General features: G+C 58.8%; 20 protein-coding genes, 1 tRNA gene and 1 pseudogene. 13 read left to right on the top strand and 9 right to left on the bottom strand.

Annotated features, from left to right (window positions below):
- Positions 1–3: 3 nt before the first annotated feature.
- Positions 4–159, bottom strand: a pseudogene (locus B0G83_RS34810) (DDE-type integrase/transposase/recombinase); the annotation flags it as partial.
- Positions 160–310: 151 nt separating this feature from the next.
- Entirely contained in the window at positions 311–1,168 is an 858-nt protein-coding gene (locus tag B0G83_RS34805) for a sugar phosphate isomerase/epimerase (protein ID WP_105511840.1), read from the bottom strand.
- Between the two features lie 357 nt (positions 1,169–1,525).
- Between B0G83_RS34805 and B0G83_RS34800 the strand changes: the two genes are divergently transcribed.
- The 5 genes from B0G83_RS34800 (at position 1,526) to B0G83_RS34780 (ending at position 7,696) form a co-directional block, all read left to right on the top strand.
- A complete protein-coding gene (locus B0G83_RS34800; protein ID WP_105511839.1) occupies positions 1,526–2,491 on the top strand; it encodes a sugar ABC transporter substrate-binding protein in 966 nt (321 codons plus the stop codon).
- A gap of 89 nt (positions 2,492–2,580) precedes the next feature.
- Positions 2,581–3,702, top strand: a complete 1,122-nt coding sequence (locus tag B0G83_RS34795) for a Gfo/Idh/MocA family protein (RefSeq protein ID WP_105511838.1) — start codon at positions 2,581–2,583, stop codon at positions 3,700–3,702.
- 412 nt (positions 3,703–4,114) lie between these two features.
- Positions 4,115–5,698, top strand: coding sequence for a sugar ABC transporter ATP-binding protein (locus tag B0G83_RS34790; protein WP_105511837.1), 1,584 nt, complete (start codon positions 4,115–4,117; stop codon positions 5,696–5,698).
- Positions 5,691–6,701: an ABC transporter permease gene (locus B0G83_RS34785; protein WP_105511836.1), complete on the top strand. Its 1,011-nt coding sequence runs from the start codon at positions 5,691–5,693 to the stop codon at positions 6,699–6,701. The genes B0G83_RS34790 and B0G83_RS34785 overlap by 8 nt, the downstream gene beginning before the upstream one ends.
- A 14-nt stretch (positions 6,702–6,715) precedes the next feature.
- Positions 6,716–7,696, top strand: coding sequence for an ABC transporter permease (locus B0G83_RS34780; RefSeq protein WP_105511835.1), 981 nt, complete (start codon positions 6,716–6,718; stop codon positions 7,694–7,696).
- Positions 7,697–7,909: 213 nt separating this feature from the next.
- Here B0G83_RS34780 and B0G83_RS34775 read toward each other — a convergent pair whose 3' ends face one another.
- Complete coding sequence (locus B0G83_RS34775; protein WP_105511834.1) at positions 7,910–8,833, bottom strand: LysR family transcriptional regulator; 924 nt, start codon at positions 8,831–8,833, stop codon at positions 7,910–7,912.
- A 300-nt stretch (positions 8,834–9,133) separates the two neighbouring features.
- On the opposite strand from B0G83_RS34775, the gene B0G83_RS34770 reads away from it, so the two are divergent.
- The 8 genes from B0G83_RS34770 to B0G83_RS34735 all read left to right on the top strand — a co-directional run bounded on the left by B0G83_RS34770 (position 9,134) and on the right by B0G83_RS34735 (position 15,159).
- On the top strand, positions 9,134–10,015 hold the full coding sequence (locus B0G83_RS34770) for an intradiol ring-cleavage dioxygenase (RefSeq protein WP_105511833.1): 882 nt from the start codon (positions 9,134–9,136) through the stop codon (positions 10,013–10,015).
- Positions 10,012–10,362 carry a Dabb family protein gene (locus B0G83_RS34765; protein WP_105511832.1) on the top strand — a complete coding sequence of 117 codons (351 nt, stop codon included), beginning with the start codon at positions 10,012–10,014 and terminating at the stop codon, positions 10,360–10,362. The genes B0G83_RS34770 and B0G83_RS34765 overlap by 4 nt, the downstream gene beginning before the upstream one ends.
- Complete coding sequence (locus B0G83_RS34760) at positions 10,349–11,425, top strand: maleylacetate reductase (RefSeq protein WP_105511831.1); 1,077 nt, start codon at positions 10,349–10,351, stop codon at positions 11,423–11,425. Before B0G83_RS34765 ends, B0G83_RS34760 begins: the two co-directional genes overlap by 14 nt.
- Before the next feature lie 27 nt (positions 11,426–11,452).
- Positions 11,453–11,737, top strand: coding sequence for a YciI family protein (locus B0G83_RS34755; protein ID WP_105511830.1), 285 nt, complete (start codon positions 11,453–11,455; stop codon positions 11,735–11,737).
- 147 nt (positions 11,738–11,884) lie between these two features.
- Complete coding sequence (locus B0G83_RS34750; RefSeq protein ID WP_105511829.1) at positions 11,885–12,688, top strand: SDR family NAD(P)-dependent oxidoreductase; 804 nt, start codon at positions 11,885–11,887, stop codon at positions 12,686–12,688.
- A gap of 108 nt (positions 12,689–12,796) precedes the next feature.
- Complete coding sequence (locus B0G83_RS34745; RefSeq protein ID WP_105511828.1) at positions 12,797–13,063, top strand: hypothetical protein; 267 nt, start codon at positions 12,797–12,799, stop codon at positions 13,061–13,063.
- A 97-nt stretch (positions 13,064–13,160) separates the two neighbouring features.
- A complete protein-coding gene (gene iolG / locus B0G83_RS34740; protein ID WP_105511827.1) occupies positions 13,161–14,153 on the top strand; it encodes an inositol 2-dehydrogenase in 993 nt (330 codons plus the stop codon).
- Between the two features lie 97 nt (positions 14,154–14,250).
- On the top strand, positions 14,251–15,159 hold the full coding sequence (locus B0G83_RS34735; RefSeq protein ID WP_105511867.1) for a LysR family transcriptional regulator: 909 nt from the start codon (positions 14,251–14,253) through the stop codon (positions 15,157–15,159).
- Between the two features lie 1,012 nt (positions 15,160–16,171).
- Here B0G83_RS34735 and B0G83_RS34725 read toward each other — a convergent pair.
- The 6 genes from B0G83_RS34725 to fdxH form a co-directional block, all read right to left on the bottom strand.
- Positions 16,172–16,264 (bottom strand) — tRNA-Sec (locus tag B0G83_RS34725).
- A gap of 45 nt (positions 16,265–16,309) precedes the next feature.
- A complete protein-coding gene (selB, locus tag B0G83_RS34720) occupies positions 16,310–18,229 on the bottom strand; it encodes a selenocysteine-specific translation elongation factor (RefSeq protein ID WP_105511825.1) in 1,920 nt (639 codons plus the stop codon).
- Positions 18,226–19,656, bottom strand: coding sequence for an L-seryl-tRNA(Sec) selenium transferase (gene selA, locus B0G83_RS34715; protein ID WP_105511824.1), 1,431 nt, complete (start codon positions 19,654–19,656; stop codon positions 18,226–18,228). The genes selB and selA overlap by 4 nt, the downstream gene beginning before the upstream one ends.
- A gap of 23 nt (positions 19,657–19,679) precedes the next feature.
- Positions 19,680–20,675 carry a formate dehydrogenase accessory protein FdhE gene (gene fdhE, locus B0G83_RS34710; protein WP_105511866.1) on the bottom strand — a complete coding sequence of 332 codons (996 nt, stop codon included), beginning with the start codon at positions 20,673–20,675 and terminating at the stop codon, positions 19,680–19,682.
- A 92-nt stretch (positions 20,676–20,767) separates the two neighbouring features.
- On the bottom strand, positions 20,768–21,430 hold the full coding sequence (locus tag B0G83_RS34705) for a formate dehydrogenase subunit gamma (RefSeq protein WP_105511823.1): 663 nt from the start codon (positions 21,428–21,430) through the stop codon (positions 20,768–20,770).
- Entirely contained in the window at positions 21,417–22,349 is a 933-nt protein-coding gene (gene fdxH / locus B0G83_RS34700) for a formate dehydrogenase subunit beta (protein WP_105511822.1), read from the bottom strand. Before fdxH ends, B0G83_RS34705 begins: the two co-directional genes overlap by 14 nt.
- Positions 22,350–22,356: the final 7 nt, after the last annotated feature.

Below are 22,356 nucleotides of genomic sequence, written 5' to 3'. Positions count from 1 at the left end.
GAAAGCCGCGGCCTTGTCGCGGCGCTTCTGGAGCAGGATGTCGAGTTCAATGCCGTGTTCATCGACGGCACGCCACGGCAGCCAGGGCTCGCCGCACAGCGTCACGAACATCTCGTCGAGGCGCCGCGTCGAGCCCGGCTCGCGACGGGCCCCTTGGACATCCTAATATTGCTACTTCGGAAGCGTGTCACATGATTGCGCATTTCCACTTAGAAGCGTCTCACGATTGACAGGCGCGTCGAAGTCTCAAAAGAAATCGGCCGCGAGCATCGAGCCGCAGCCGTTCAGCGACTTATCCCAAGCGTTCCATTTAATTTTCGAATTGACGAATTGTTGCGTCATACGCGCGGGTGGCCATCTCCTCGAGCGGAAGCTTTCGCTCGACTTCAGACAGGATTTCTACACCCCACGGACCGTTAAAGCCCGTCGCCCGGACTGCCTTGATGAAGCCCTGCAGGTCGAGTACGCCTTCGCCTGGCAGGCGGCGCTTATGGCAAGTGTCCATCCACAGCGGCTCGATAGCGTATCGGTCCGCGTCGTCGAGCTCGATGCCCTTGATGAATTCCGGCTTAATCGTGGCAATTTCCTTGAAGTCCACATTGCCGCGGCTCAGGTGCCAGATGTCGAGAAGCAGGCCCGCGTTTTTCTTGTTGGCGCCTTCGACGATGGCCTTGCCGGTTTCAATCGTGCGCACGTTGCTGAACGGCATGATTTCAAGCATGACCTGCGTACCGCGCTTCTCGGCGTCTTCTGCCAGCTTGCCGAACTCCTCGACCATGAGCGGGACATTTGCGGTGTCTTCACCAATGCCGGGGCCGACCTTCACGATACGCGCACGGAGTTCCTCGGCGGCTTTCAGGTAGTAGTAACGCTGGCTATCGGAAGTGCGGCGACGCTCACCCGTTTGATACCAGTCCACGAGGAACTCGAACTCAACGTGCTTCATACCGTTAGCTTCGAGAATACGGCGCATCTCCGGGAAACCAATCTTGTCGGCAGTAGCATAGATGTCCGAATGAATCAGGCCGATACCGTCCCAGCCCGCTTTCGCTGCGGCTTCGACGCGGTCTTTAAAGCTGAAGGGACTGATTTCGGTAGGACCGAACGGGAAGACGTCGCCCGAGAGCGTGAAGTATGCGGCGACGAGTTCGACTTTGGATTTGGACATTTGAGAGACCTCTTGAAGTGACCACGACGGCACGCCGACCGTCGTCCGGATGCGATGCCGTCACTATCACGTAGAAATCGCGGCGGATAAACAGCCCCTGAATCGCCTTTCCGTAGAATAAAAGTAGACAATCTGTCCCCACGCGGCTGAGGCGCATGCAAATCGTGCTGCGGTCGGCTCATCGCCACGTTGTCCGAGCGTCCCGAAGCAATCCCCTCCAGGCCATCTCCATTTTTCCTGTGAGCGGAAATAACTTTTCGTTCGAGGGCATTTTTCTTTCACATACCAAGCCTTACTGTGCCTCCACCAAAACATCAAAACCCGGCCCATGAACCGCGGGCCTTATGGAGACATAGCATGAACTTCCGCAAATCTATCGCTTCCTGCTTCGCCCTTTCCGCCATCGCAAGTGTGCTTTGTACCAGCGCTCACGCGGCAGGCCAGCCCCGCGTCGCGTTGCTGATGCCGACCCAGAGCGTCGAATACTGGGCGCTTTATGCGAAGGGCTTCGAGAAGGAAGCAGCCGCTCAGGGCCTCAAGCTCGACGTGAAAGTCAGCAACTACGACGCAAACGAACAGGCCACTGTGGTCGACCAGACGCTTGCCCAGAAGCCCGATGTCATCGTTCTTATCCCCGTGGACGCGAGCGCCATGGTCCCGTCGATTCGCAAGATTGACCAGGCCAAGATTCCGCTGGTCATCTCGAACTCGATGCCCGACCAGAAGTATTCCAGGTACTGGAAAGTCTTCACCGGCCCGAACGACATCAGCAATGGCGAAGTCGCCGCGAAAACCATGATTCAGGGCTTTAAGGAAAAGGGGTATGGCGATAAAGGCAAGGTCATCGTCATCAACGGACCGATGGGTACGCCGCCTCAAGTTCAGCGCTATCAAGGTTTCGTGGACGGCCTCAAGAAAAACGCACCTGGAATCGAAGTTGTCGGTTCGCAACCTGCCGACTGGGACGCTGTGAAGGCAGAGGCTGCAGCATCGGCGCTCTTCACCCAATTTAAGGACGTGAAAGGCGTCTACACGGAGAACGACTCGCAACTTCGCGGCGTTGTGACTGCCGCACAGCGCCTCGGACTCGACCCGTCGAAGCTCGTCATCATTGGCCATGGCTGCGACTCCGGTGCGGTTGAAGCCATCTCCGCCGGAAAGGGATATGCCACGGTCGAGCAGTCACCGTTTGACGACGGCGCCTACGCCGCGCGCGCGGCGAAGGACCTGGCAACTGGTAAAACACCGCAGGCAATCCAGTATCTGCCGAATCCTGCCGCGACCAAGGCCACGCTCAACGTGTGCTATTCCCAGAAGAAGTGAAACTCGCAGAAGGGTCGGCCGCCGTACAGCCGACGGAACGTTTTTGCGACCCTTCGGGGTCGTTTTCGCTTTTCGAAAGGAGACGTCGAATGAGACGAGAGATTGGCGTTGCCGTGATTGGAACGGGCTTTATGGGAAAGGCGCACGCCTTGGCGTATCGCGCGGTGCCAAATGCGTTTCCGAATTCGCTAAGGCCGAAACTGGTCGCAGTTGCCGACGTGAGCGAGGCAGGAGCTCATCAAGCCGCCGAGCACTTCGGCTTCGACCGTGCGACGACCGACTGGCGAACGTTGCTGGATGACCCCGACATTCAAGTCATCTCAATCACGACCCCGTGTAGTCTGCATCGGGAGATGGCCCTGGCTGCGATTGCGGCCGGGAAGCATGTGCACTGCGAAAAGCCGATTGCGCCCTCGGCAGCCGACGCGTTCGATATGTTGAAAGCGGCCGAAGCCGCGAAGGTCGTCACCCAGGTTGGCTACAACTACATCAAAAACCCCGTTCTCAAGCTGGCGCGAGACATGATTGCCGCCGGCGAACTGGGCGAAATCACGAGCTTCCGCGGCATCCATGCGGAAGACTACATGGCCGACCCAGAGATTCCCTACAGCTGGCGCGTCGACCCTCAAAACGGGGCTGGCGCGCTGGCTGAAATCGGCAACCACATCGTCGGAATGTCGCGATTCCTCCTTGGTCCGGTTACTCATGTTAACGCGCAACTCGAGACCGTCAACAAGACGCGCCCGGTGTCGGCCGGCTCTCCCGAGCGCCGGGAGGTAAAGGTCGATGACATTGCAAGGTTAATGGTGACCTTCGAGCGCGGGTGTTCAGGCTCAATCGAATCAAACTGGACCGCAACCGGCCGCAAGATGCAGCTTGAGTTCGAGGTCTACGGAACCAAGGGTGCGCTGTGCTTTTCCCAGGAGCGCTTCAATGAACTCCAATTTTTCAAGGCTGGCGGCGACCCTCGGACATCGGGATTCACTCGTATTGAAGCCGGACCGGCTCATCCGCCCTACGAAAACTTCACAGTGGCGGGGGGGCATCAACTGGGTTTCAACGATTTGAAAACCATCGAGATGGCTGAGTTCATCGCGGCAATCGAACATGAGACGCCTACTTTCCCGGATTTCCGGGAAGCGTGGGAAATTCAACGGATTGTCGACGCCGCCATCCGGTCTTCGGCCGAGGCACAGCGAATCTCCTTGTAACAGACTAACGAGCTCCACGGTTGGCGCGCGGTTTGGCAGGCATCACGTCCTGACTCCCGCGCGTTTTTTTAGGACCTCAGCCGGACGCAGATATTTCCGGTGACTGGAAATATCATTTCGCGGCCACGCATTTTTCTTTTCCAGGCGAACGAATAGTCTTTGTCTCAACGATAACGAAACCGCTGAAGCGAGTTTCCGTTGGAGACGACCTGCATTCCTGCGCACGCAGCGATTCTTTGCGAATTCCTCTCCTCGTAGACCAAGTTACCGCGCCAGCCTTGCTGCAAGGTCTCGTTATCAGAATGTATGCGTCACCCAGTGTGAGTAATCGCGCGGATGAGCCAGGTGACGGTGACGGGCATCAACACGTGGTAGCGGACCACCGAAGAGTGTCCGCGTATGGAGGAAGACAATGTTGCAAGACGCTAAAACAGTCGGCGAGACACTCGCTGCTCAGAGTCTGCTCTGCGCTCGCAATCTAACCAAACACTATGGTGGCGTGAAAGCGCTTACCGGTGTCAGCCTCGAACTGGCACCCGGAGAGATTCACGCCCTGTGTGGCGAGAACGGTGCGGGCAAAAGCACGTTTATCAAAATTCTCGGTGGCCTCGTGCAGCCGGACGACGGTGAAATTACCGTTGACGGACATCAACTAAAACTGGGGCATCGGACCGACCCCAGACTTATTTCCATCGTTCACCAGGAGCTTGCCATCGTCCCGACGTTGTCGGTGCTCGACAACATTCTCCTCGGCGGAGCGGACCAGGGCGAAATCTACCGTCGTAGCCAATACCGGAATTCCGTTCGCGAACATCTGGATTCCGTCGGCCTGTCACATATCAAGCTCGACGCGCCAGCCTCGCGACTGAGCCTCGCTGAGTGCCAGCTCGTCGAAATCGCTCGAGGCATGTCGCGTCAAGCAAAGGTTCTTCTTCTTGACGAACCTACCGCGACCTTGTCGGATGCCGAGATTGTCCGGGTCTTCGACGTCGCCTGCCGGCTGCGTGACCAAGGGACCGCGATGATTTTTGTCAGCCATCGGCTCGACGAAGTGTTTGCACTTACGGACCGGGTAACGGTGTTCCGCAATGGACAGCATGTGCTCACGCAGCGCACTGCGGACATGACGACCGCAGACGTGGTCAAGGCAATGATTGGTCGCGAACTGGTCCATAGCAAAGTTGTGGCGCCTGAAAGCCGCACCAACGTGACGCCGCGTCTCTCGATTTCCAATCTGACGGTCGCGGATAAGGTGAAGGAACTATCAGTCGACGTCGCGCCGGGGGAAATTCTCGCCGTGGTCGGCCAACTAGGTTCGGGTGCCGAGGTCGTTGTTGAAGCCCTTGCAGGCCTTCGCGGTGATATTTCCAGTGCGGTGAAAGTGGATGGTCAAACCGTCAAGCTCGACGGCATCCGGAACTCGCTGCGAGCCGGTATCGCTTACGTGGCGGAAGACCGCGCTGACAAAGGCGTGTTCCTGGATGCTCCGATTGCCATCAACATCACCGCGTCCGTCATGGCGAAGTTCACCCGGGCGGGAATCATGCGACGAGCCGGGGAACAGGAAGAAGCTCGACGACTAGCCTCCATGTTCACCATCGATCCGAAGCGTCTTCCGCACGAAGTATCCACACTTAGCGGCGGCAACCAGCAGAAGGTGTCCCTAGCGAAGGCAGTCGCGCTGGCGCCTCGTCTGTTGCTCCTGAACGAACCCACCCGTGGTGTCGACATTGGCGCCCGCAGCGAAATCTACGCGACGCTGCGCAAGATGGCCGATGAAGGATTGGCGATTGTCTTCTACTCGACGGACCTCGAAGAAATCCTAGAGCTCGCAGATACGGTTCTGACGGTTTTCAGAGGCCGGATGGTCCGACACAAACCGCGGTTCGAGATAAACGGCGACACGCTTTTGCACGACATCGTGGCAGGCGACAGCGATGCATCTCATGCCCATGTCTCTTTCCGAAACCAGCCTGTGGAGGTGGGTAATGCATAAGACAGCTCTTGAGCCTACCGCGCAGGTATCGACGACTGCGCTACGACGTTGGGTCGCAGCATTGTTTGGTACGACGAGTATTCATGCTGCGTCGATTCGCATCGCAACCCTTGCTCTTATCGTAGTCGCGGCGGTTTTCGTTCCGCACTTTACCGAGTTTGGAAACGTGCAGTCCCTGATGTATTCAGTGGCCGCTGTCGGTATCGGCGCCATCGGGATGGCGTTAGTGACCCTCAGCGGAAATCTCTTCATGCTGTCGATGGGCGCGACAGCGGCAGTCTCCACGGTGATGTTCGCCGCACTCATTCATCTGGGTCTCGGCGCAACGCTGCTGCTGGTCGTGCTGAGCGGTCTTCTGATGGGGGCTGTCCAAGGTGGAATCATCGCATTGGGTAAGGCAAATCCAATCATCACCACGATTGCCACATCGTCAATCATTATTGGTGCTGGCGTCATCTATACCGGAGGACTGACAGTCATCGGCAAGGGGGACGCAACGTGGCTCGGTCAGGGGCGGTTGTTCGGCTGGCTACCGAATCAAATCCTGGTGCTAACCATTTTTTCCGCCATCGCGAGCTTCATCCTGCAAAAGTCTCGTATCGGGCGGGAAATCCGACTGATTGGTATGCGAGCTGAAGTGGCTCGCATCGCGGGACTCCGCCTGATGGCGGCAACGCTTGTTTGCTACGGATTTGCGGGCGCCGCAGCCGCGCTTGCCGGTTCGTTGATTGCTTCGTCCTCCGCCCAAGGCAACCTGACCTACGGTATCGACCTGGACTTCAACGCAATCGCTGCCGTGCTCGTCGGTGGAATCTCGATTCGCGGTGGACGCGGACAAATATCGGACGCGGTAACGGGCGCCATCTTTCTGGCGGTCATCAGCAACATCCTTCTGGTCAGCGGCGTGAGTTACGAGTACCAGTTGGTAGCGAAGGGCATCGTGGTTCTCGCGGCCGTCGTGTTCGGAGCGTTGCTCGCCCGGCTCGGCCCGGTACGGAAATAACAGGAGCTTTGAAAATGGAACAGTCTCAACGACTTCTCAATCTGGCAATCCGGCTCGTACTGCTCGTGGGAATGCCTGTCATCTTCGGTCTTTGCGTCGACCACTATTTCTCGCAGGCGAACCTATACGCAATTTTTCAGGCGTTTGCGTTTCTCGGCATCATCGCGCTCGGTCTTTCCGTCACGATGATTGCGGGCGAGTTCGACCTGAGCGTCGCTGCAATCTCGACAGTCGCCGGCCTTATCACAGTGAAATTCGGTGGCGATAGTGCGATGCTCGGCATTCTGTACGCAGCTATCTTTGGCGTGGTGGTCGGCATCGCTAATGCGGCGCTGCTGCCGTGGCTTGGCGTCTCCTCGCTGGTCACGACAGTCGGCTCCATGATGTTCCTCACCGGCGTCGGCTACTGGATTGCAGGCGGTCGCGTCTTGAGTTACGCCAATCTCGATGTCAGCGACTTCCTTGACCAGAACGTCGGTGCCATCTTTTCGCCCCGTAGCCTCATCACAATCGTCTGCTTCGTAGTCGTGTCGCTTTTTCTGCGTTACACCACTCTCGGGCGGGACATCTACGCATCGGGCGGTCATCGGAAGGCGGCAATTCAAAGCGGCGCGCGTGTGGGTAAGGCGCTGACAGTTGGCTTCGTCATCTCCGGCGGTCTGTCGGCACTTGGCGGGGGCCTGCTCTCGCTGAGCCTGGCGACTGCGTCCGCAACGATGGGAAGCAACATCTTGCTTCATGCGGCTTCGGCAGCGATTGTTGGGGGTGTCGCGTTGGGTGGGGGTATCGGTTCGCCGCTCGGCGTAGCGATGGGCGTTCTAATTCTGACGGTGCTGAACAATGGGCTCGGCCTGTTGAGTGCTACGTCGACCCAGATTCTCCTCGTAAACGGCCTGTTGCTTCTGATTGTGGTTCTCCTCGATGGGCGCCTGGGTGCAGTCCTCGCGTCGCCGCTCGAACGATTTGCCCGGAGAAAGGCAACTACTCCGGCTTGAACGTCCCAAAATTCTGATTCGGCCGACGGGCTTACGACCCGTCGGCCGCTATTGTTTTCAGCTGAACTCGTGTGTCGGGACTTCGTTGCGCGCAGCGATTACGTCATTCCAGAACGAATGTCGCCGTGCCTTCAGCATGTCAATCTTGTCGCTAAGGTCGTCCGGGCGGGAGTCAATCTTCAATGATGGCCGCCTCAACCAGCGCTTGACTTTTCACGTGGCGAAGGTCATCCAGCGTTCTTCGAGATTGAGGCTTTTCACACGCTCGATGAGAAACTCGGTGAAGACTCGAATCTTCGCTGGCTGGTAACGCCGGCTTTGGTAAGCCAGGTTGATGGTCAGACGCGGCAGTTGCCAGTCATCCAGCACCGGGACGAGCCGCCCCGACACTATGTCCTCATGGATGATGTAGAGCGGTTGGACAACAATCCCGAGCCCTGCCCGTCCTGCAGCCACAATCACCTGGCCTTCGTTCGAGTCCAGGGCACTGGTGATTGCGACGTTGCGTTCTTCCTTTCCTCGACGTAAATGAAGCAGGTACGGGTCGACGGCGAGGTTGTAGACAAGCATTTTGTGCTGCTCCAAGTCTTCCGGGGTATGAGGACGACCGTGAGCCGCAAGGTAAGCTGGTGACGCCGCCAGCACCCGCCGTGTCTCAGCGAGACGCCGAACGGTGATGCCCGAGTCTCCCTCGTGCTCCTTGGTGCGAATAGCGATGTCTATCCCGGCTTCGATGAAATTCTGATACTGATTTGTCGCGACGATTTGAACGGAGAGGTTGGGATAGCGCTTGAGGAACTCGGAGAGCGCCGGAGCGATGTGCATCATCGCGAAAGACACCGAGCTGGTCACGCGAAGTACGCCACGTGGACTGACCGCCTCTTCAGACGCAATCGAGTCGGCCTCGGACAGTTCAGAAATTACCGCGGTGCAGCGACGATGATATTCACGACCGGCGTCCGTGAGCCACATGCGGCGGGTCGTCCGCTCTATCAACCGTGCGCCGAGGCGCTCCTCCAACGAGCTTAGCGTTCGACTAGCCGCAGCGTTGGACATGTCGAGTTGGTCGGCTGCCTTCGACAGACTGCCCAAATCGGCAGTGAGCACAAACAACTGCATTTGCGTCCAGCGGTCCATCTTTTACCCCTTCGCATTCAGGTGGAAAAATCGAAAGGGATTCTTCCACCCCTTCAGGCCTGAATATGCCGTAGGAGAAACGTTCAATAAACCGACCTGAAGTGGCTAATTCGTAGAAAAAATTTCTACAATCAAATGGCGCCAAGGACCGACCTGTGAGCCGACGATGAAGACGCGCTCTCGCAGACCGATTCTTCCGAAGAGAGGAAATGTCATTTCACTTCAAGGCATTTTATTTCCTCCGCGTACCCATTACCTTTCGTTATCAGACGCCATGAGCGCACACCGGAGACACGCACGATGCGCAACATCAACGAAGACACCATTACTCAGGCCGTAATCGCCTCACTCGCAGACTGCAGTAACGCGAGACTGAGGACAGTCATGACGAGCCTGGTTCAGCATCTCCACGCCTTTGCCCGCGACGTTCACCTCACCGAGGACGAGTGGTTCAAAGCGATTAAGTTTCTGACGGAAGTAGGACACATCACCGATGACAAACGGCAGGAATTTATCCTGCTGTCCGACACGCTTGGTCTCTCGATGCTGGTCATGTCGCAGAACAATCGGAAGCCGTCAAATTGCACGGAAGCGACCGTGTTTGGCCCGTTTTATGTCGAGGGAGCGCCTCTCTACAACAACGGTGACGACATTTCGAACGGTGCGAAAGGTGCGCCTTGCTATGTAAATGGACAGGTTCGTGGCGCCGGAGGCGAGAGTATCGCAAACGCGCAAATTGACGTTTGGCAATCGGATGAAGATGGGTTCTACGATGTCCAGAATCTTGACGAGGCTGGCAACGCAATCCATCGCGGTCGAGGCCGACTCAAGGCGGACGAGGAAGGGTTTTTCAACTTCCGCTCGATTCTTGCCGAGGCATATCCCATTCCGCACGACGGGCCCGTCGGTCGCATGTTGGCTGCTGTCGGTCGTCATCCGTGGCGGCCCGCCCATCTGCACTTCATGATTGAAGCGCCAGGTTACGAGACGCTCATCACGCATGTGTTTCGTGATGGAGACCAGTATCTCGACTCGGACGTCGTGTTCGGAGTGCGCTCATCGCTGATTTCGGAGTGGAAGCGTCATGAGCCGGGTGTAGCGCCTGATGGCCGCGAACTGACGGTTCCGTGGTACTCGCTTGAATACGACTTCGTGCTTAACCCGTCGGAGGCCCACGCATGATTCGGCATATTGTCATGTGGCGTGTCAGAGGTGACTCGCCTGCGGAGCGGCTAGCCGCGTCCAATCTTGTTAAGAGCAGCTTCGAAGGCTTGCGTGGCTGCATACCCGGCATGCGGCATCTCGAGGTAGGACTTGACCACAGCCAGGTCGATTACGCGTGCGACGCCGTTCTCATCACCGAGTTCGACTCGCAGGAAGCGCTGGAAGCATATGCGTCTCATCCCGAACATCTGCGCGTTCGCAACGAGCTCGGCGACCTTCGCACCGCGAGGTTCCAGGTCGACTATCAGTTGGAACCGGAGTTGAGTTTCGAGCGTACAGCGGAGTTACTTAATGCAAAAGCGTGAGTTTGTTTATCAGGCGCATGCGGGTCGCGTAGTTTTCGGTCCGGGCAGTTTGCAGCACCTCGAGCGAGAAGTGCTTCAATTGAATTCGGAACGAGCACTCATTCTGTGCAGCCCAGAACAGAATGAGACAGGCGAAGCCGTCGCTGCGCGCCTGGGGTCGCGAGCCGCTGCTGTCTTCGACCGCGCGGTTATGCACGTCCCACTAGAGTTGGCCAAAGAAGCTCGCGCACTGGCGAAGGAACTGAAGGCCGATTGTGCCATTGCTGTTGGCGGTGGCTCGACAATCGGTTTGGGCAAGGCAATCGCGCTCGAATCAGACCTGCCAATTCTCGCCGTTCCGACGACTTATGCGGGCAGCGAAATGACACCCATCTATGGCATCACCGATGCGGGCCTGAAGAAGACAGGAACTGACCTGCGCGTGTTGCCTAAGACAGTGATTTACGATGCGGACTTGACCATGTCGCTTCCGGTCGCATTGTCGGTCACGAGCGGAATCAACGCAATCGCGCACGCAGCGGAAGCGCTGTATTCGCGCGATGCCAATCCCGTGACCAGTCTGATGGCAGAGGAAGGGATTGCAGCTCTTGCGCGCGCGTTGCCAGCAATCGTCGCCGACTCTCAAGACGTCGACGCTCGAGCTAATGCTCAGTACGGCGCGTGGCTCTGCGGAACGGTGTTGGGAAGTGTCGGCATGGCGCTTCATCACAAGTTGTGCCACACGCTCGGCGGCAGTTTCAATCTTCCGCACGCGCAGACGCACACTATCGTTTTGGCGCATGCGCTCGCGTACAACCGACAGGCAGCGCCGGAGGCAATGAAACGCATCGCCCGCGCGCTTGGCTCGGATGACGCCGCCACCGGGGTCTACGAGCTCGCAAAACGCTGCGGTGCTCCGCTGGCGCTCAAAGACATCGGCATGGCGGCTGAGGACGTATCGAAGGCCGCCGACATCGCTAGCGCGAATCCATATTGGAACCCACGTCCGATTGAGCACGATGCTCTTCTTGAGCTTTTGCAGAATGCCTTTGATGGCGCGGCACCACGTACGGCGTCGGCCTGACGCCAAAACCGAAGCGAGGAGACAAACATGCATTTCACCGTCTATTGCCTGGACCACCCGAACATGGTCGAGCGCCGCCTTGAAAACTATGACGCTCACAAGTCGTATTTGCAAACGGCTCCCGTGAAGGCGCTTATCTCTGGTCCTCTGACGATGTCAGATGGCCAAACCATGATTGGCAGCTTCTTCCTCTACGAAGCCGAAGGTATCGAGGAAATCCAGAAATTCGTCAACACCGACCCGTTCAACAAGGCCGGAATCTGGGCGACGGTCGACATCAGGCCGTTCATCAAGCGGGTCGACAACCGCTAAGGCCATCGCATCACCGCGGTTCACAGTGCTCCTGGCTGTTTGTCAGGAGCGGGAAACGTGCGTCTTCACGGAGGCGCGAAACGGATGGCGAAGCGTTTCGATTTCCCGAGTGTTCGCACCGATACAAGACACCAGGACGGAGACAACATGCAGACAGGACTCGACGGAAAGATTGTGCTCATCACGGGCGCGGCGCAAGGAATCGGACGGGCGACAGCGCTGGCCTTTGCACGCGAAGGGGCAAAGCTATGCCTCATTGACATCGACGGCAACGCACTGAATGAAGCCGAGTCCGAACTGCGGTCGCTCGGCGCGAACGTAACCATCGCGCAGGCCGACCTCTCGACTGCGGAAGGCGTCAAAGGCGGTGTCGACGTAGCCTTGAAATCACACAACGGTCAGGTCGACGTTCTCGTGAACAACGTGGGCGCCGGCAAGGTCCGCACGTTCGACGAACTATCGGATGCGGATTGGGATTTCACGATGAATCTCAACTTCATGAGTTACGTGCGGACTTGCCGCTACCTGCTGCCCGTTCTGCGCAACCGCGAGAAGGCCGTCATCATCAACAATGCGTCTGACCTGGCTCGGCAGCCGGAGCCGGTGCCGATTGACTACTCGGCCTCGAAGGCGGCAGTTCTCGCACTGACCAAAGGGCTTGCTCGCGCCGAGGCGCCAAAGATTCGCGTGAACGCCGTCGCCCCTGGCCCCGTCTGGACCCCTTTCTGGACGAAGGAAGGTGGCTTTGCAGACACGATGGGAAAGTTTCACGGAATGGCGCCGAAGGACGCGGTCGAGCACGAACTGTCGCTGCGCCAGTTGCCCCTGAAGCGCCTGGGGCAGCCTGACGAAGTGGCAAACGTGATTGTTTTCATGGCTTCCGACCTTGCGTCGTTTGTCACCTCTTCCGTCTGGGGTGTCGACGGCGGCAGTATCCGCGGCCTGATTTGAAGGCGACCGGCCCGAGATGCCTTTTCGTTTCCAAGACGGACGATAGCTCGGACCGATAGACCTCGTAGGGGCATCTTTTGACGGTCGCATTGTGTTGGAGACCAGCGCATGTCTGCTTACGACCAGCTGATTGGAGCGAAGGTATCGCAAAGAGAGCGTGCTTTTCTAGTCGAGGCGCTCGAACTGTTGATGCGTGAGCGCTCAAACGCGCTTCGCATCGCGACGGACGTCGCGAAATCGCGCGGAGACCGAGTGCCGGAAGTCCAGGAGTTCGGTTTGGACGACATCCTGCGGCTCAGCCGACAGATTTCCGCAGTCCCTTCTGCTGAACCATGTGAGAGCAATGGGCCGTCGCCCAATCGGAAACGCAATTAGTCAATGTTGGCTGACGACATCCGTATCGACGCTTACCGAATCAAAAGTGAATAGTCGGTTCGCCTATTGGCGCACTGACGAGAAATAGGAGACTGACATGTTGCGTATCGCTGTTCTCGGTGCCGGGCGCATCGGAAAAATTCACGCGGCCAACGTTGCCGCTGACCGTCGAGTGAAACTCGTCGCCGTGGCTGACCCCAACAAGGAAGGTGTCGACGCGCTCGCAGCAGAGCTGGGTTGCGACTCATCCGTGGATTGCAAGTCGGTTGTTGACCGGGAAGATGTTGACGCCGTCATCGTAGGCACACCGACGGACACACATATCGACCTTACGCTACAGGCTGTCCGGTTGGGCAAACCGGTACTCTGCGAGAAACCCATCGACCTTGACATTGACCGTGCGCTCGCCGCGGTTGAGGAAATCGAGCGTCTCAACGGGCGCGTGATGCTTGCCTTCAATCGACGTTTCGACCCAGATGCGATGAGGCTCAAACGGGCCATCGAAGAAGGTGAAATCGGCGATGTCCGCCAGGTTGTTATTACTAGCCGGGACCCGGGCCTCGCACCTCGCGAGTATCTTCGGAACTCAGGCGGTATCTTCCGCGACATGACCATCCACGATTTCGATACTGCGCGGTGGTTGCTCGGCGAAGAGCCTGTAGAAGTGATGGCGATGGGCAGCCGCCTGGTTGACCCCAGTCTCGAAGAACTCCCCGACTACGACAGCGTAATGGTGTTGCTGCGTACAGCATCCGGCAAACAATGTCATATCAACGGTTCTCGCCACGCAGTGTATGGATTTGACCAACGTGTCGAAGTCTTTGGTTCTAAGGGAATGGTGCTGAACGAAAATCATCGACCCTCCAGCCTCCGTCGCTGGACGAGCGAAAGGACCGAGGCGCGCGAGCCACTTCTCAATTTTTTCCTTGAGCGACATGCGGACTCGTACAAGGTTGAGCTGGACGGCTTCCTGACGGCACTTGACTCGAACACTCCCATGCCTGCAACTCCCCGGGACGGGATTCGGGCACTGCGCATAGCGAACTGTGCCATTGAAGCCGCGAACAAAGGTCGCACGGTCAGAATCTAGCGCTGCACTCGTGCTTCGCGAGCAAGCCAACTGGGAGTTGACAGTGGCAGTCTTTCTGCCCTAAATGGAGAGCAGAACTCTTCAATTGGGGCAAAGCATGGCGCACGCCGACACATTCAGTGGAATCTTGATTTTCGTCACTGCAGCGAAGTCACGCAGCTTCACTGACGCGGCCGAGGAACTTGGACTGACCAAGTCTGCCGTTGGGAAGGCAATCGCGAAACTCGAAGAACGTCTCGGCGCGCAGCTGTTTCATCGCACCACGAGGAGCATCTCGCTCACGGCCGATGGCGATGCGTATCTCGCCGCGTGCGCATCTGCGCTCGACGAAATCTCCACAGCGGAGACCGCTCTCGGCCCAGGCAATCAGCGGCCTGTCGGTCGTTTGCGGATTGACATGCCTGCGGCCTTCGGACGTCGCATCCTTGTTCCCATATTGCTAGACATCGCTCGAAAGCATCCTGACCTGCAGTTCACGATGACTTTCTCAGACTACCTCATTGACCCGGTTGAGGAAGGCGTTGACCTGGTTATTCGCTTCGGCGAGCTCGAGAGCTCAAGTGGTCTGGTTGCTCGTCGGTTGACTAGCCAGCGGATGGTGATTGGGGCATCGCCCGCCTATCTAGCGCAGCGCGGCACTCCAGGCACCCTTGAAGACTTGAAGAAGCACTCTTGCATTCTGGGTTATCGCCGTGGCCAGCCGCTTTCGTGGCGAGTCACGGTTGACGGCGTTTCCACTCGTATTTCACCGCCTGCGACTCATCAAATCAGCGACGGCGACTCGATTGTTGAGGCTGCAGTCGCAGGCCTGGGACTGTGCCAAATGCCGATGTCGCTCCTCCGCCCTCACCTGGAGTCAGGTGCGCTAGTTTCACTCCTTGACGATATTTCGACTGACTTCATTGACGTGCATGCGGTTTGGCCAAAGGTAGCGCATCTCCGACCGAAGGTGCGGCACGTCGTCGACACTCTATTGGAGCTGGCCCAACAGGGCAGACTGGATTAAGTCTGCGGTCCACTAGCCGCGCAGGCCGCGAAGGCATGCGACACCTCGTGCTGTCATTTCCAGATTTGCTGCATCAGCCTTGCACAGATTTAGCAGATGATGCACGAACGCGACTTCGGAAAGAGAAGTGCTAAACGTGGCGAAGCGGCATTCCTACAGCGATTAGCTTGGAACCGCGCAGCGGGCAGCCAGGGAGTACGCTGATGCACAGGCGACTTGAGTCGCACATCACGGGATTTATTGGGAGCCTGCAGTCAGTGGCGTTTGGTGAAAGAGGTAACTCGACCAAGCTAATCGTTCCTTTTGGTTGCCCAAATTCCGCCTTCTAAATTGACTGGATGAACAGCAAGAACCGCCTTACTCTTGCAAGACTCGCGCTCATAGCATTTTTTCGTGGCTGCGACATCTCCGACGTTTTACGTGGCAATAAGCTTCGACTCAGAAAAGTCAACAGAACCTCACCTACGACTCGTCTAACCAAGAAGACACGCGCCGGTGCGGCGAGACCGGCAGACGAGCTACAGGAGGACCTCAAGAAGCTTGTTGACGCCAACATGCAGATTACGCTGCGCGCCGCAGCGCGATTACTCGACGTATCCGAACGATACCTGCACAGAATCGCATCGGAAGTCACGAAGTTGCTCGTCGCAAAGGAAGAGAGGCCAGACATACCAAAAGTGTTCGTAAGAGCGAGCAACGATTTGAACACTTCCAGAAAGCATTTCAGCAATTGACGTGAAGCAATGAGTATCCCGCTTTGTACAAGTTGCGGGTGCTCGTATACGATAAAACCGGGATTAAGCTAGGATACAAAGAGAGCCATAAATTCTTTCTCAGAATTCGGCAACTCAATCGACGCGTCGCTTGAAATCAATCACTGAGATTGGGAAGTCAATTGAAAATGCTTTCTGATAGACAGAGGTCACGCTCATAACAATCAATTCATGTCGTTTACGACATGAATTGATGAATTCCACAAACGTGACAAAGCCCCCCGGGAAGCCTTGCAGGGCGGAAGGCAGCCGGAGTCGAACCGACCTGAGCGTGTCTGACACCCTCAACTGGGTTTGAAGCCCAGCCGCACCACCGGATGCGAATGCCTTCCTACGGTGATTGAACTACGCGAACTGCCTGAACCACGCGTTAAGTGTCAAAGCAAATCGAGCCAACGACTCTCCGCGCGCATCAGATGCAGGCCACGGTGGAAGCGAGTATAGCCAACCCGATCGAAGAATTCCAAAAGCTGGATCGCGCGTTTTCGCCCCAGCCCGGTGACATCGCGAAACGGCGCAGCGGCTACCGTCCCGCTATTTTTTCGCGCTTCGGCGGCCGCGATTTCCGCCAGTTCGCGAATCGCATCCTGATGATAGAAGAGGTCACGCACGACCTGAAACAGCTCGCCCTGGCGCGCGAGTTTGCGCATCAAGAGTCGCATGCGGTCTTCAGAGACTCCCTGTGCGGTGGCCAGATCGCGCACCCACGGTGGATCGAAGCGCCCCGCTTTCACTACAGGCAGCAACGCTGCGGCGAGTGCGCGATCAGCGTCGTCGAGCGTCACCGCATGACCCGGCAGATGCAACCACGGCCCGCGTTTGACGATGTCGCCACGCGCAGCCGCATCGTCGACCAAGGCTCGCCACAGCGCGTCGTCAACCAGTGGCGCGGCGATACGCCGTAAGCGCGAAACGTCGGGGCCCAATTCATCCGGCGAGCGCTCGTGGTACTGCGCGAGCGATGTGGTCAACCGGTCGGCCAGCGCCCGCCACGACGCCTCGGCAACGAACAAGGCATCGTCGCCATGCAGCTCGACCACGCGCATATCGTGCGGCAACACAGCCGCGAGCGCGGCCGCCGGCCGCCCCGTCAACCGCTCCAGCAACGAGCGCGACAACCCATACGGCGCACGGGCAAACAGCGCATCGAGCGCGCCGGTATCCAACATGGCTTGAATCGCATCGAGCCACGCCAGCCGCTCGACCGAGCGACGCTTGCGCGAAGGCGCAAACGGATCGAGCACCTGTCCACCGCCCACCGTGCGACTAGCGTGCGCGTTGCGCACCACAAACCGATCGCCCGGCAGCGCACACACCGGCCGCTCGAACACGAGTTGCACACGCGCCTGCTGACCGGCAACGAGCGTGTCTCCATCGAGCAACGCGACATGCGCAACCTGATGCTGCGTACCCAGATGAACATGCAGCGGCGCCCAATGTTCCAGACTGACCGACGCATCGGCAAGCAGCGTGAGCATGACGTCGACACGTTCCGACGCTGCCGACAGGCGCGGATCGACAATCCAGTCACCACGATCTATCGCGCTCTTCTCGATACCCGCGAGATTCAACGCGCAGCGTTCGCCTGCTCGTCCGCGTTGCGCCGGACGATTCTGCGCGTGAATACTCCGCACTCGCACAGGCTGATTTTTCGGCGCCAGCAGCATCGTATCGCCGACACTCACGCCGCCCGACACCACCGTCCCCGTCACGATCGTGCCTTGCCCGACCAACGTGAACACGCGATCCACCGCGAGACGAAACAGACCGTCGTCGTGTTTCATCTGCCACGCTGCGGCGGCTGCGTGCAAATGCGCCTGCAACGCGGCAACGCCGGCATCGCCCGGGCGCGTCGCGCAGGTTTCGAACACAGGCGTATCCCGCAGTACGCTGCCGCTCAGCAACGCGGCCACTTCGTCGCGCACTTCCCGTAGACGCTGCTCATCCACACGGTCGATCTTGGTCAACGCAACCGCGCCACGCCGAATGCCGAGCAGTTCGATAATCGCCAGATGCTCGCGCGTTTGGGGCATGACACCGTCGTCGGCGGCGATCACGAGTAGCGCGAAGTCGATCCCGCTCGCCCCGGCCGCCATGGTATGCACCAGTTTCTCGTGACCCGGCACGTCGATCAGGCCGAGTACGTCGCCGTTCTCGAGCGGCACGTACGCGTAGCCCAACTCTATCGAAATGCCGCGCGCTTTCTCTTCCTTCAGACGATCGGTATCCACGCCCGACAGCGCCTTCACCAGACTCGTCTTGCCATGATCGATATGTCCCGCCGTACCGACGATCATGCGGGCGCGCTCTTCAGTTGCTCGATTAACTGCAGTTCGTCGGCGGCTTCGAGACAGCGCAGGTCGAGACGCAATGCGTCATCCGCGATACGGCCAATCACCGGCCGTGCCATCTCGCGCAGCAGTTTTTCCAATGCAAGCAACTGACGGCCGCCGCGCTTGCCGTCGGCGGTTCTGATGACAAGGCCGTAGCTCGGCAGCAGGTCGACCGGTAACGCTCCGCTGCCGATCTGGCTGAACATCGGCTCGGCCACCACGGCATAGCGCTCGCCGATCGCGTGTTGCAAGACGGGTTGCACACGTTCCACGGCGAGCCGGATATCGTCGGCGGCGCGCGTGAGCAAGCGCAGCGTCGTCAACCGCATGGCGAGTTTCTCCGGCGCGCGATAAAGCTGCAACACCGGCTCCAACGCCGCAAGCGTCAGCTTGCCGACACGCAGCGCACGCTTGAGCGGATGCTTCTTGATCTTCGCGATCAAGTCGCGCCGGCCGACGATCAACCCCGCTTGCGGCCCACCCAGCAATTTATCGCCGCTGAACGTGACCAGATCGGCGCCCGCCTCGACCGTTTCGCGCACAGTCGTCTCGCGCGGCAAGCCCCATTGCCCGAGATCGACCAGCGTGCCGCTGCCCAGATCCACCGCAACCGGCAAGCCGCGCGCATGCGCCAGCGACGCGATCGCATCGACGCCGACTTCTTTCGTGAATCCGCTGATCGCGTAATTGCTTGCGTGGACTTTCATCAGCAGCGCGGTGCGCGGGCCGATGGCTTCCTCGTAATCTTTCAGATGCGTGCGATTCGTCGTGCCGACTTCGCGAAGCCGGGTCCCTGCACGACTCATGATGTCGGGAATCCGGAACGCGCCGCCAATCTCGACCAGCTCACCGCGCGACACGATGACTTCTTTCTTCGACGCCAGCGCGGAAAGCGTGAGCAACACCGCGGCGGCATTGTTGTTGACCACGGTCGCCGCCTCGGCGCCGGTCAATTCGCCGATGAGCTCATCGACCAGATCGTCGCGATCGCCACGTTTACCCGAGTCGAGATCGAATTCGAGGTTAGCGGGCTGCGTGAGCGCTTTCATGACGGATTGAACCGCCTCATCCGGCAGCAAGGCACGGCCGAGATTCGTATGCAGTACTGTGCCGGTCAGATTGAACACGCTCTGCAACCGTGAGCGGTTGCGCCGGCGCAGCGAGGTATCCACCGTGGTCCGCAAACACGCGACGTCGAGCGCGCTCACCGACGCATCGTCCGATTGCGCACTCGCACGCCAGTGGTCGAGCGCGTCGCGCAACACCGCCAGCACCTGGCTGCGTCCATACGCGTCCACCAGCGCCGCGAACTCGGGCGACGCCATGACTTTCTCGACCGACGGCACGCGCGCCATGAGCGCCCGCAATTCGGAGCCGCTGACATCACTCACGAAGCAATCCCCTTCTGGTCGTTCTAATCCGGCTCGCTGGAAGACTCCTCCGCGTGGCCGGCCTGTTCAGGCCACAGCCACGGATGCGGCGACGCGCGCCGATAGCCCTCCGCTCCCATCAGCAGATCCAGCGTGAGGCTGGCGAGATCGTCCGCGAACGGTTCGAAATCGTAGTCTTTCGACTGAATGCCGATCTTCCGGTAAGTATGGCATTCGTCGCAGGATTCCGCCTTCAGGGCGGCATTTCGGGTCGCGGCTTCGCGCTCGGTTTCGTCGGCGTCGGGCGAACCCACCGCGTGATAGGCAATACCCTTGGTCGAATCGCAATTCGAGCATTTCGTACGGACCATGTGCCACTCGGTCGCGCACAGGCCGCATTGCAGGTAGCGGTAGTTGTCATACGCGCCGCCCACGCGCACGAGACTCGCCACCGGATGCGAACCGCAAACAGGACAGAGCCCCAAAATCTCGATGTACGGCACCTCGCGCCTGTCGATATCGGCGGCGAGATCGGTCCACACCACTTGCAGCGCAGCCACGATGAACGGCGCACTCGCCGGATCGACCTCGGCGAAGCGCTGCGCAAAGATCGCGTCGGCCTGCGCTTCGAGCGTGGCGGATTCGAGCGTGCGCAGCTTGCCGATCAGCGCCGCGAGCGGCGGCGTCGGCGGACCCGCGCCTTCTACCTTGTCGAGCAGCTGGCGCAGCACGTCGTGCCACGCCGGATCGCGCATGCCGGACAAGGCCGGAATCAGTGGCATGGAATGTTGCTGCGCACTCGCGATCAACGCGGGGCTCGGCGGCCGCGCCTTGAAGCCCGTCATCACGGCTTGTTGTGCGTCGGCCAGCACGGCCATCAGCCTCAAATAGCCGGCAATCGGATTGCTCCGCGCCGCCAGTTGGCGCAGGCGCGCGGCGCGCGTTGCAAACACCGCGAGCCGTTCCGGCGTACGAATACGCGGAATCGCGGTGTGATCGAGCGCTTCGATGTCGCCGGCTTCAAGAATACGTTGGACCACGGTGTCGACCTCTAAAAACTGAAAAGCCGCCGCCGTTCCCATGAACCCAAGCGGCGGCCCGAAATGCGGCGCGCAACAAAGCGCGGCTTGCTTCAATCCGATTTGCCAATGATTTCCTTGAACCAGTTCGGATGATGCTTTCTCGCCCAACCATATGTCACGGTGCCGCGCGTCATGGCACCGATCGATCCTTTGATCCACAGCGCCGCATAGATGTGCACGACGATCCCGACGATCAGCACGAACGCCGCGGCCGCATGCACTAGCGCGGCAAAGCGAATGATCTCGATCGGGAAGTAGAACGAGAAATAACGCCGCCAGATCACGATGCCGCTTGCCAGCAACAGCAGCAGGCACATCACCATGGTGAAAAATAGCAGCTTTTGACCCGCGTTGTACTTGCCGATCGCGGGGAGCTTTTCTTCGCGATTGTTCAGCACGTCGCCAATCTGCTTCATCCACTGTATGTCGGCGCGGTCGAGATAGTTGTGATGCCAGAAGCGCAGCGCGAGAATCAGGAACGACAGAAACATCACGCAGCCCACGAACGGATGCAGAATCCGCGTCCACTGCCCGCCGCCGAAGATCGCATAAAGCCACGACATAGCCGGATGAAACATTGCCAGCCCGGACAGCGCGAGCAGCACGAAGCTGATCGCCGTGATCCAGTGATTCGTCCGCTCATTTGGCGTGTACCGCTCGATCAGGCTGTGGCCTTCGACGTCCTTCAACTCGCCTTGCTCACCGTGTTTCATCGGGGGCCTCCTGAGAACGGCGTACCTCGTCGGCTTCGTGCCGGGCCTCGGCTTCGTCCGCCTCGGACACCTCGTTCGGACCGATCCGTGTGTAATGGAAGAAGCCGGCCAGCGCCGCGAACGCGATGCCGGCGAGCGCCAGCGGCTTGGCGAGTCCCTTCCACAAGTAAACCATCACGCTGATCTTCGGATTCAGCGGCAGGCCGTGATACAGCGTCGGCTTGTCAGCATGATGCAGCACGTACATCACATGCGTACCGCCCACACCGGCGGGATCGTACAGACCTGCGTTCTGAAAACCGCGCTCTTTCAGGTCCTCGATACGGTCCGAGGCCTGCTGTTTCATGTCCTCCTTGGTGCCGAACATGATCGCGCCGGTCGGGCAGGTCTTCACGCACGCCGGTTCCTGACCGACCGCCACCCGATCCGAACACAGCGTGCATTTATAAGCGCGATTGTCCTGCTTCGAAATACGCGGCACGTTGAACGGACAACCGGTCACGCAATAGCCGCAGCCAATGCAGTTTTCCTCGTGGAAATCCACAATGCCGTTCGTGTACTGCACGATCGCACCCGGCGACGGACACGCCTTCAAACAGCCCGGATCCTCGCAATGCATGCAGCCGTCCTTGCGGATCAGCCACGAGAGATCGCCTTCTTCGTTCTCGTATTCGGAAAACCGCATGACGGTCCACGAATGCTCGCTCAGATCGCGCGGGTTGTCGTAGATGCCGGTCGTAATACCGATCTCGTCGCGCAGATCGTTCCATTCCATGCAGGCGGTCTGACATGCCTTGCAGCCAATGCACTTCGACACGTCGATGAGCTTGGCGACCGTGCCCGTGACCGGCACACGCACTTGCGGTTCAGGCAAGGTCGTGGCCGACAGGCGTTTGATATCCAGTGATTGGAGTGCCATCTCTGTT

This window comes from Paraburkholderia sp. BL21I4N1 (assembly GCF_002973525.1).
Taxonomy (GTDB): Bacteria; Pseudomonadota; Gammaproteobacteria; order Burkholderiales; family Burkholderiaceae; genus Paraburkholderia.
The sequence above is the reverse complement of the archived record's forward strand: the minus strand, read 5'-3'. Positions and strand labels throughout refer to the sequence as shown.

Bases quoted from the DNA above. Each gene is read 5' to 3' on its own strand.
- B0G83_RS34805 (WP_105511840.1), bottom strand. From the start codon at position 1,168: ATGTCCAAATCCAAAGTCGAACTCGTCGCCGCATACTTCACGCTCTCG.
- B0G83_RS34800 (WP_105511839.1), top strand. From the start codon at position 1,526: ATGAACTTCCGCAAATCTATCGCTTCCTGCTTCGCCCTTTCCGCCATC.
- B0G83_RS34795 (WP_105511838.1), top strand. From the start codon at position 2,581: ATGAGACGAGAGATTGGCGTTGCCGTGATTGGAACGGGCTTTATGGGA.
- B0G83_RS34790 (WP_105511837.1), top strand. From the start codon at position 4,115: ATGTTGCAAGACGCTAAAACAGTCGGCGAGACACTCGCTGCTCAGAGT.
- B0G83_RS34785 (WP_105511836.1), top strand. From the start codon at position 5,691: ATGCATAAGACAGCTCTTGAGCCTACCGCGCAGGTATCGACGACTGCG.
- B0G83_RS34780 (WP_105511835.1), top strand. From the start codon at position 6,716: ATGGAACAGTCTCAACGACTTCTCAATCTGGCAATCCGGCTCGTACTG.
- B0G83_RS34775 (WP_105511834.1), bottom strand. From the start codon at position 8,833: ATGGACCGCTGGACGCAAATGCAGTTGTTTGTGCTCACTGCCGATTTG.
- B0G83_RS34770 (WP_105511833.1), top strand. From the start codon at position 9,134: ATGCGCAACATCAACGAAGACACCATTACTCAGGCCGTAATCGCCTCA.
- B0G83_RS34765 (WP_105511832.1), top strand. From the start codon at position 10,012: ATGATTCGGCATATTGTCATGTGGCGTGTCAGAGGTGACTCGCCTGCG.
- B0G83_RS34760 (WP_105511831.1), top strand. From the start codon at position 10,349: ATGCAAAAGCGTGAGTTTGTTTATCAGGCGCATGCGGGTCGCGTAGTT.
- B0G83_RS34755 (WP_105511830.1), top strand. From the start codon at position 11,453: ATGCATTTCACCGTCTATTGCCTGGACCACCCGAACATGGTCGAGCGC.
- B0G83_RS34750 (WP_105511829.1), top strand. From the start codon at position 11,885: ATGCAGACAGGACTCGACGGAAAGATTGTGCTCATCACGGGCGCGGCG.
- B0G83_RS34745 (WP_105511828.1), top strand. From the start codon at position 12,797: ATGTCTGCTTACGACCAGCTGATTGGAGCGAAGGTATCGCAAAGAGAG.
- iolG (WP_105511827.1), top strand. From the start codon at position 13,161: ATGTTGCGTATCGCTGTTCTCGGTGCCGGGCGCATCGGAAAAATTCAC.
- B0G83_RS34735 (WP_105511867.1), top strand. From the start codon at position 14,251: ATGGCGCACGCCGACACATTCAGTGGAATCTTGATTTTCGTCACTGCA.
- selB (WP_105511825.1), bottom strand. From the start codon at position 18,229: ATGATCGTCGGTACGGCGGGACATATCGATCATGGCAAGACGAGTCTG.
- B0G83_RS34705 (WP_105511823.1), bottom strand. From the start codon at position 21,430: ATGAAACACGGTGAGCAAGGCGAGTTGAAGGACGTCGAAGGCCACAGC.
- fdxH (WP_105511822.1), bottom strand. From the start codon at position 22,349: ATGGCACTCCAATCACTGGATATCAAACGCCTGTCGGCCACGACCTTG.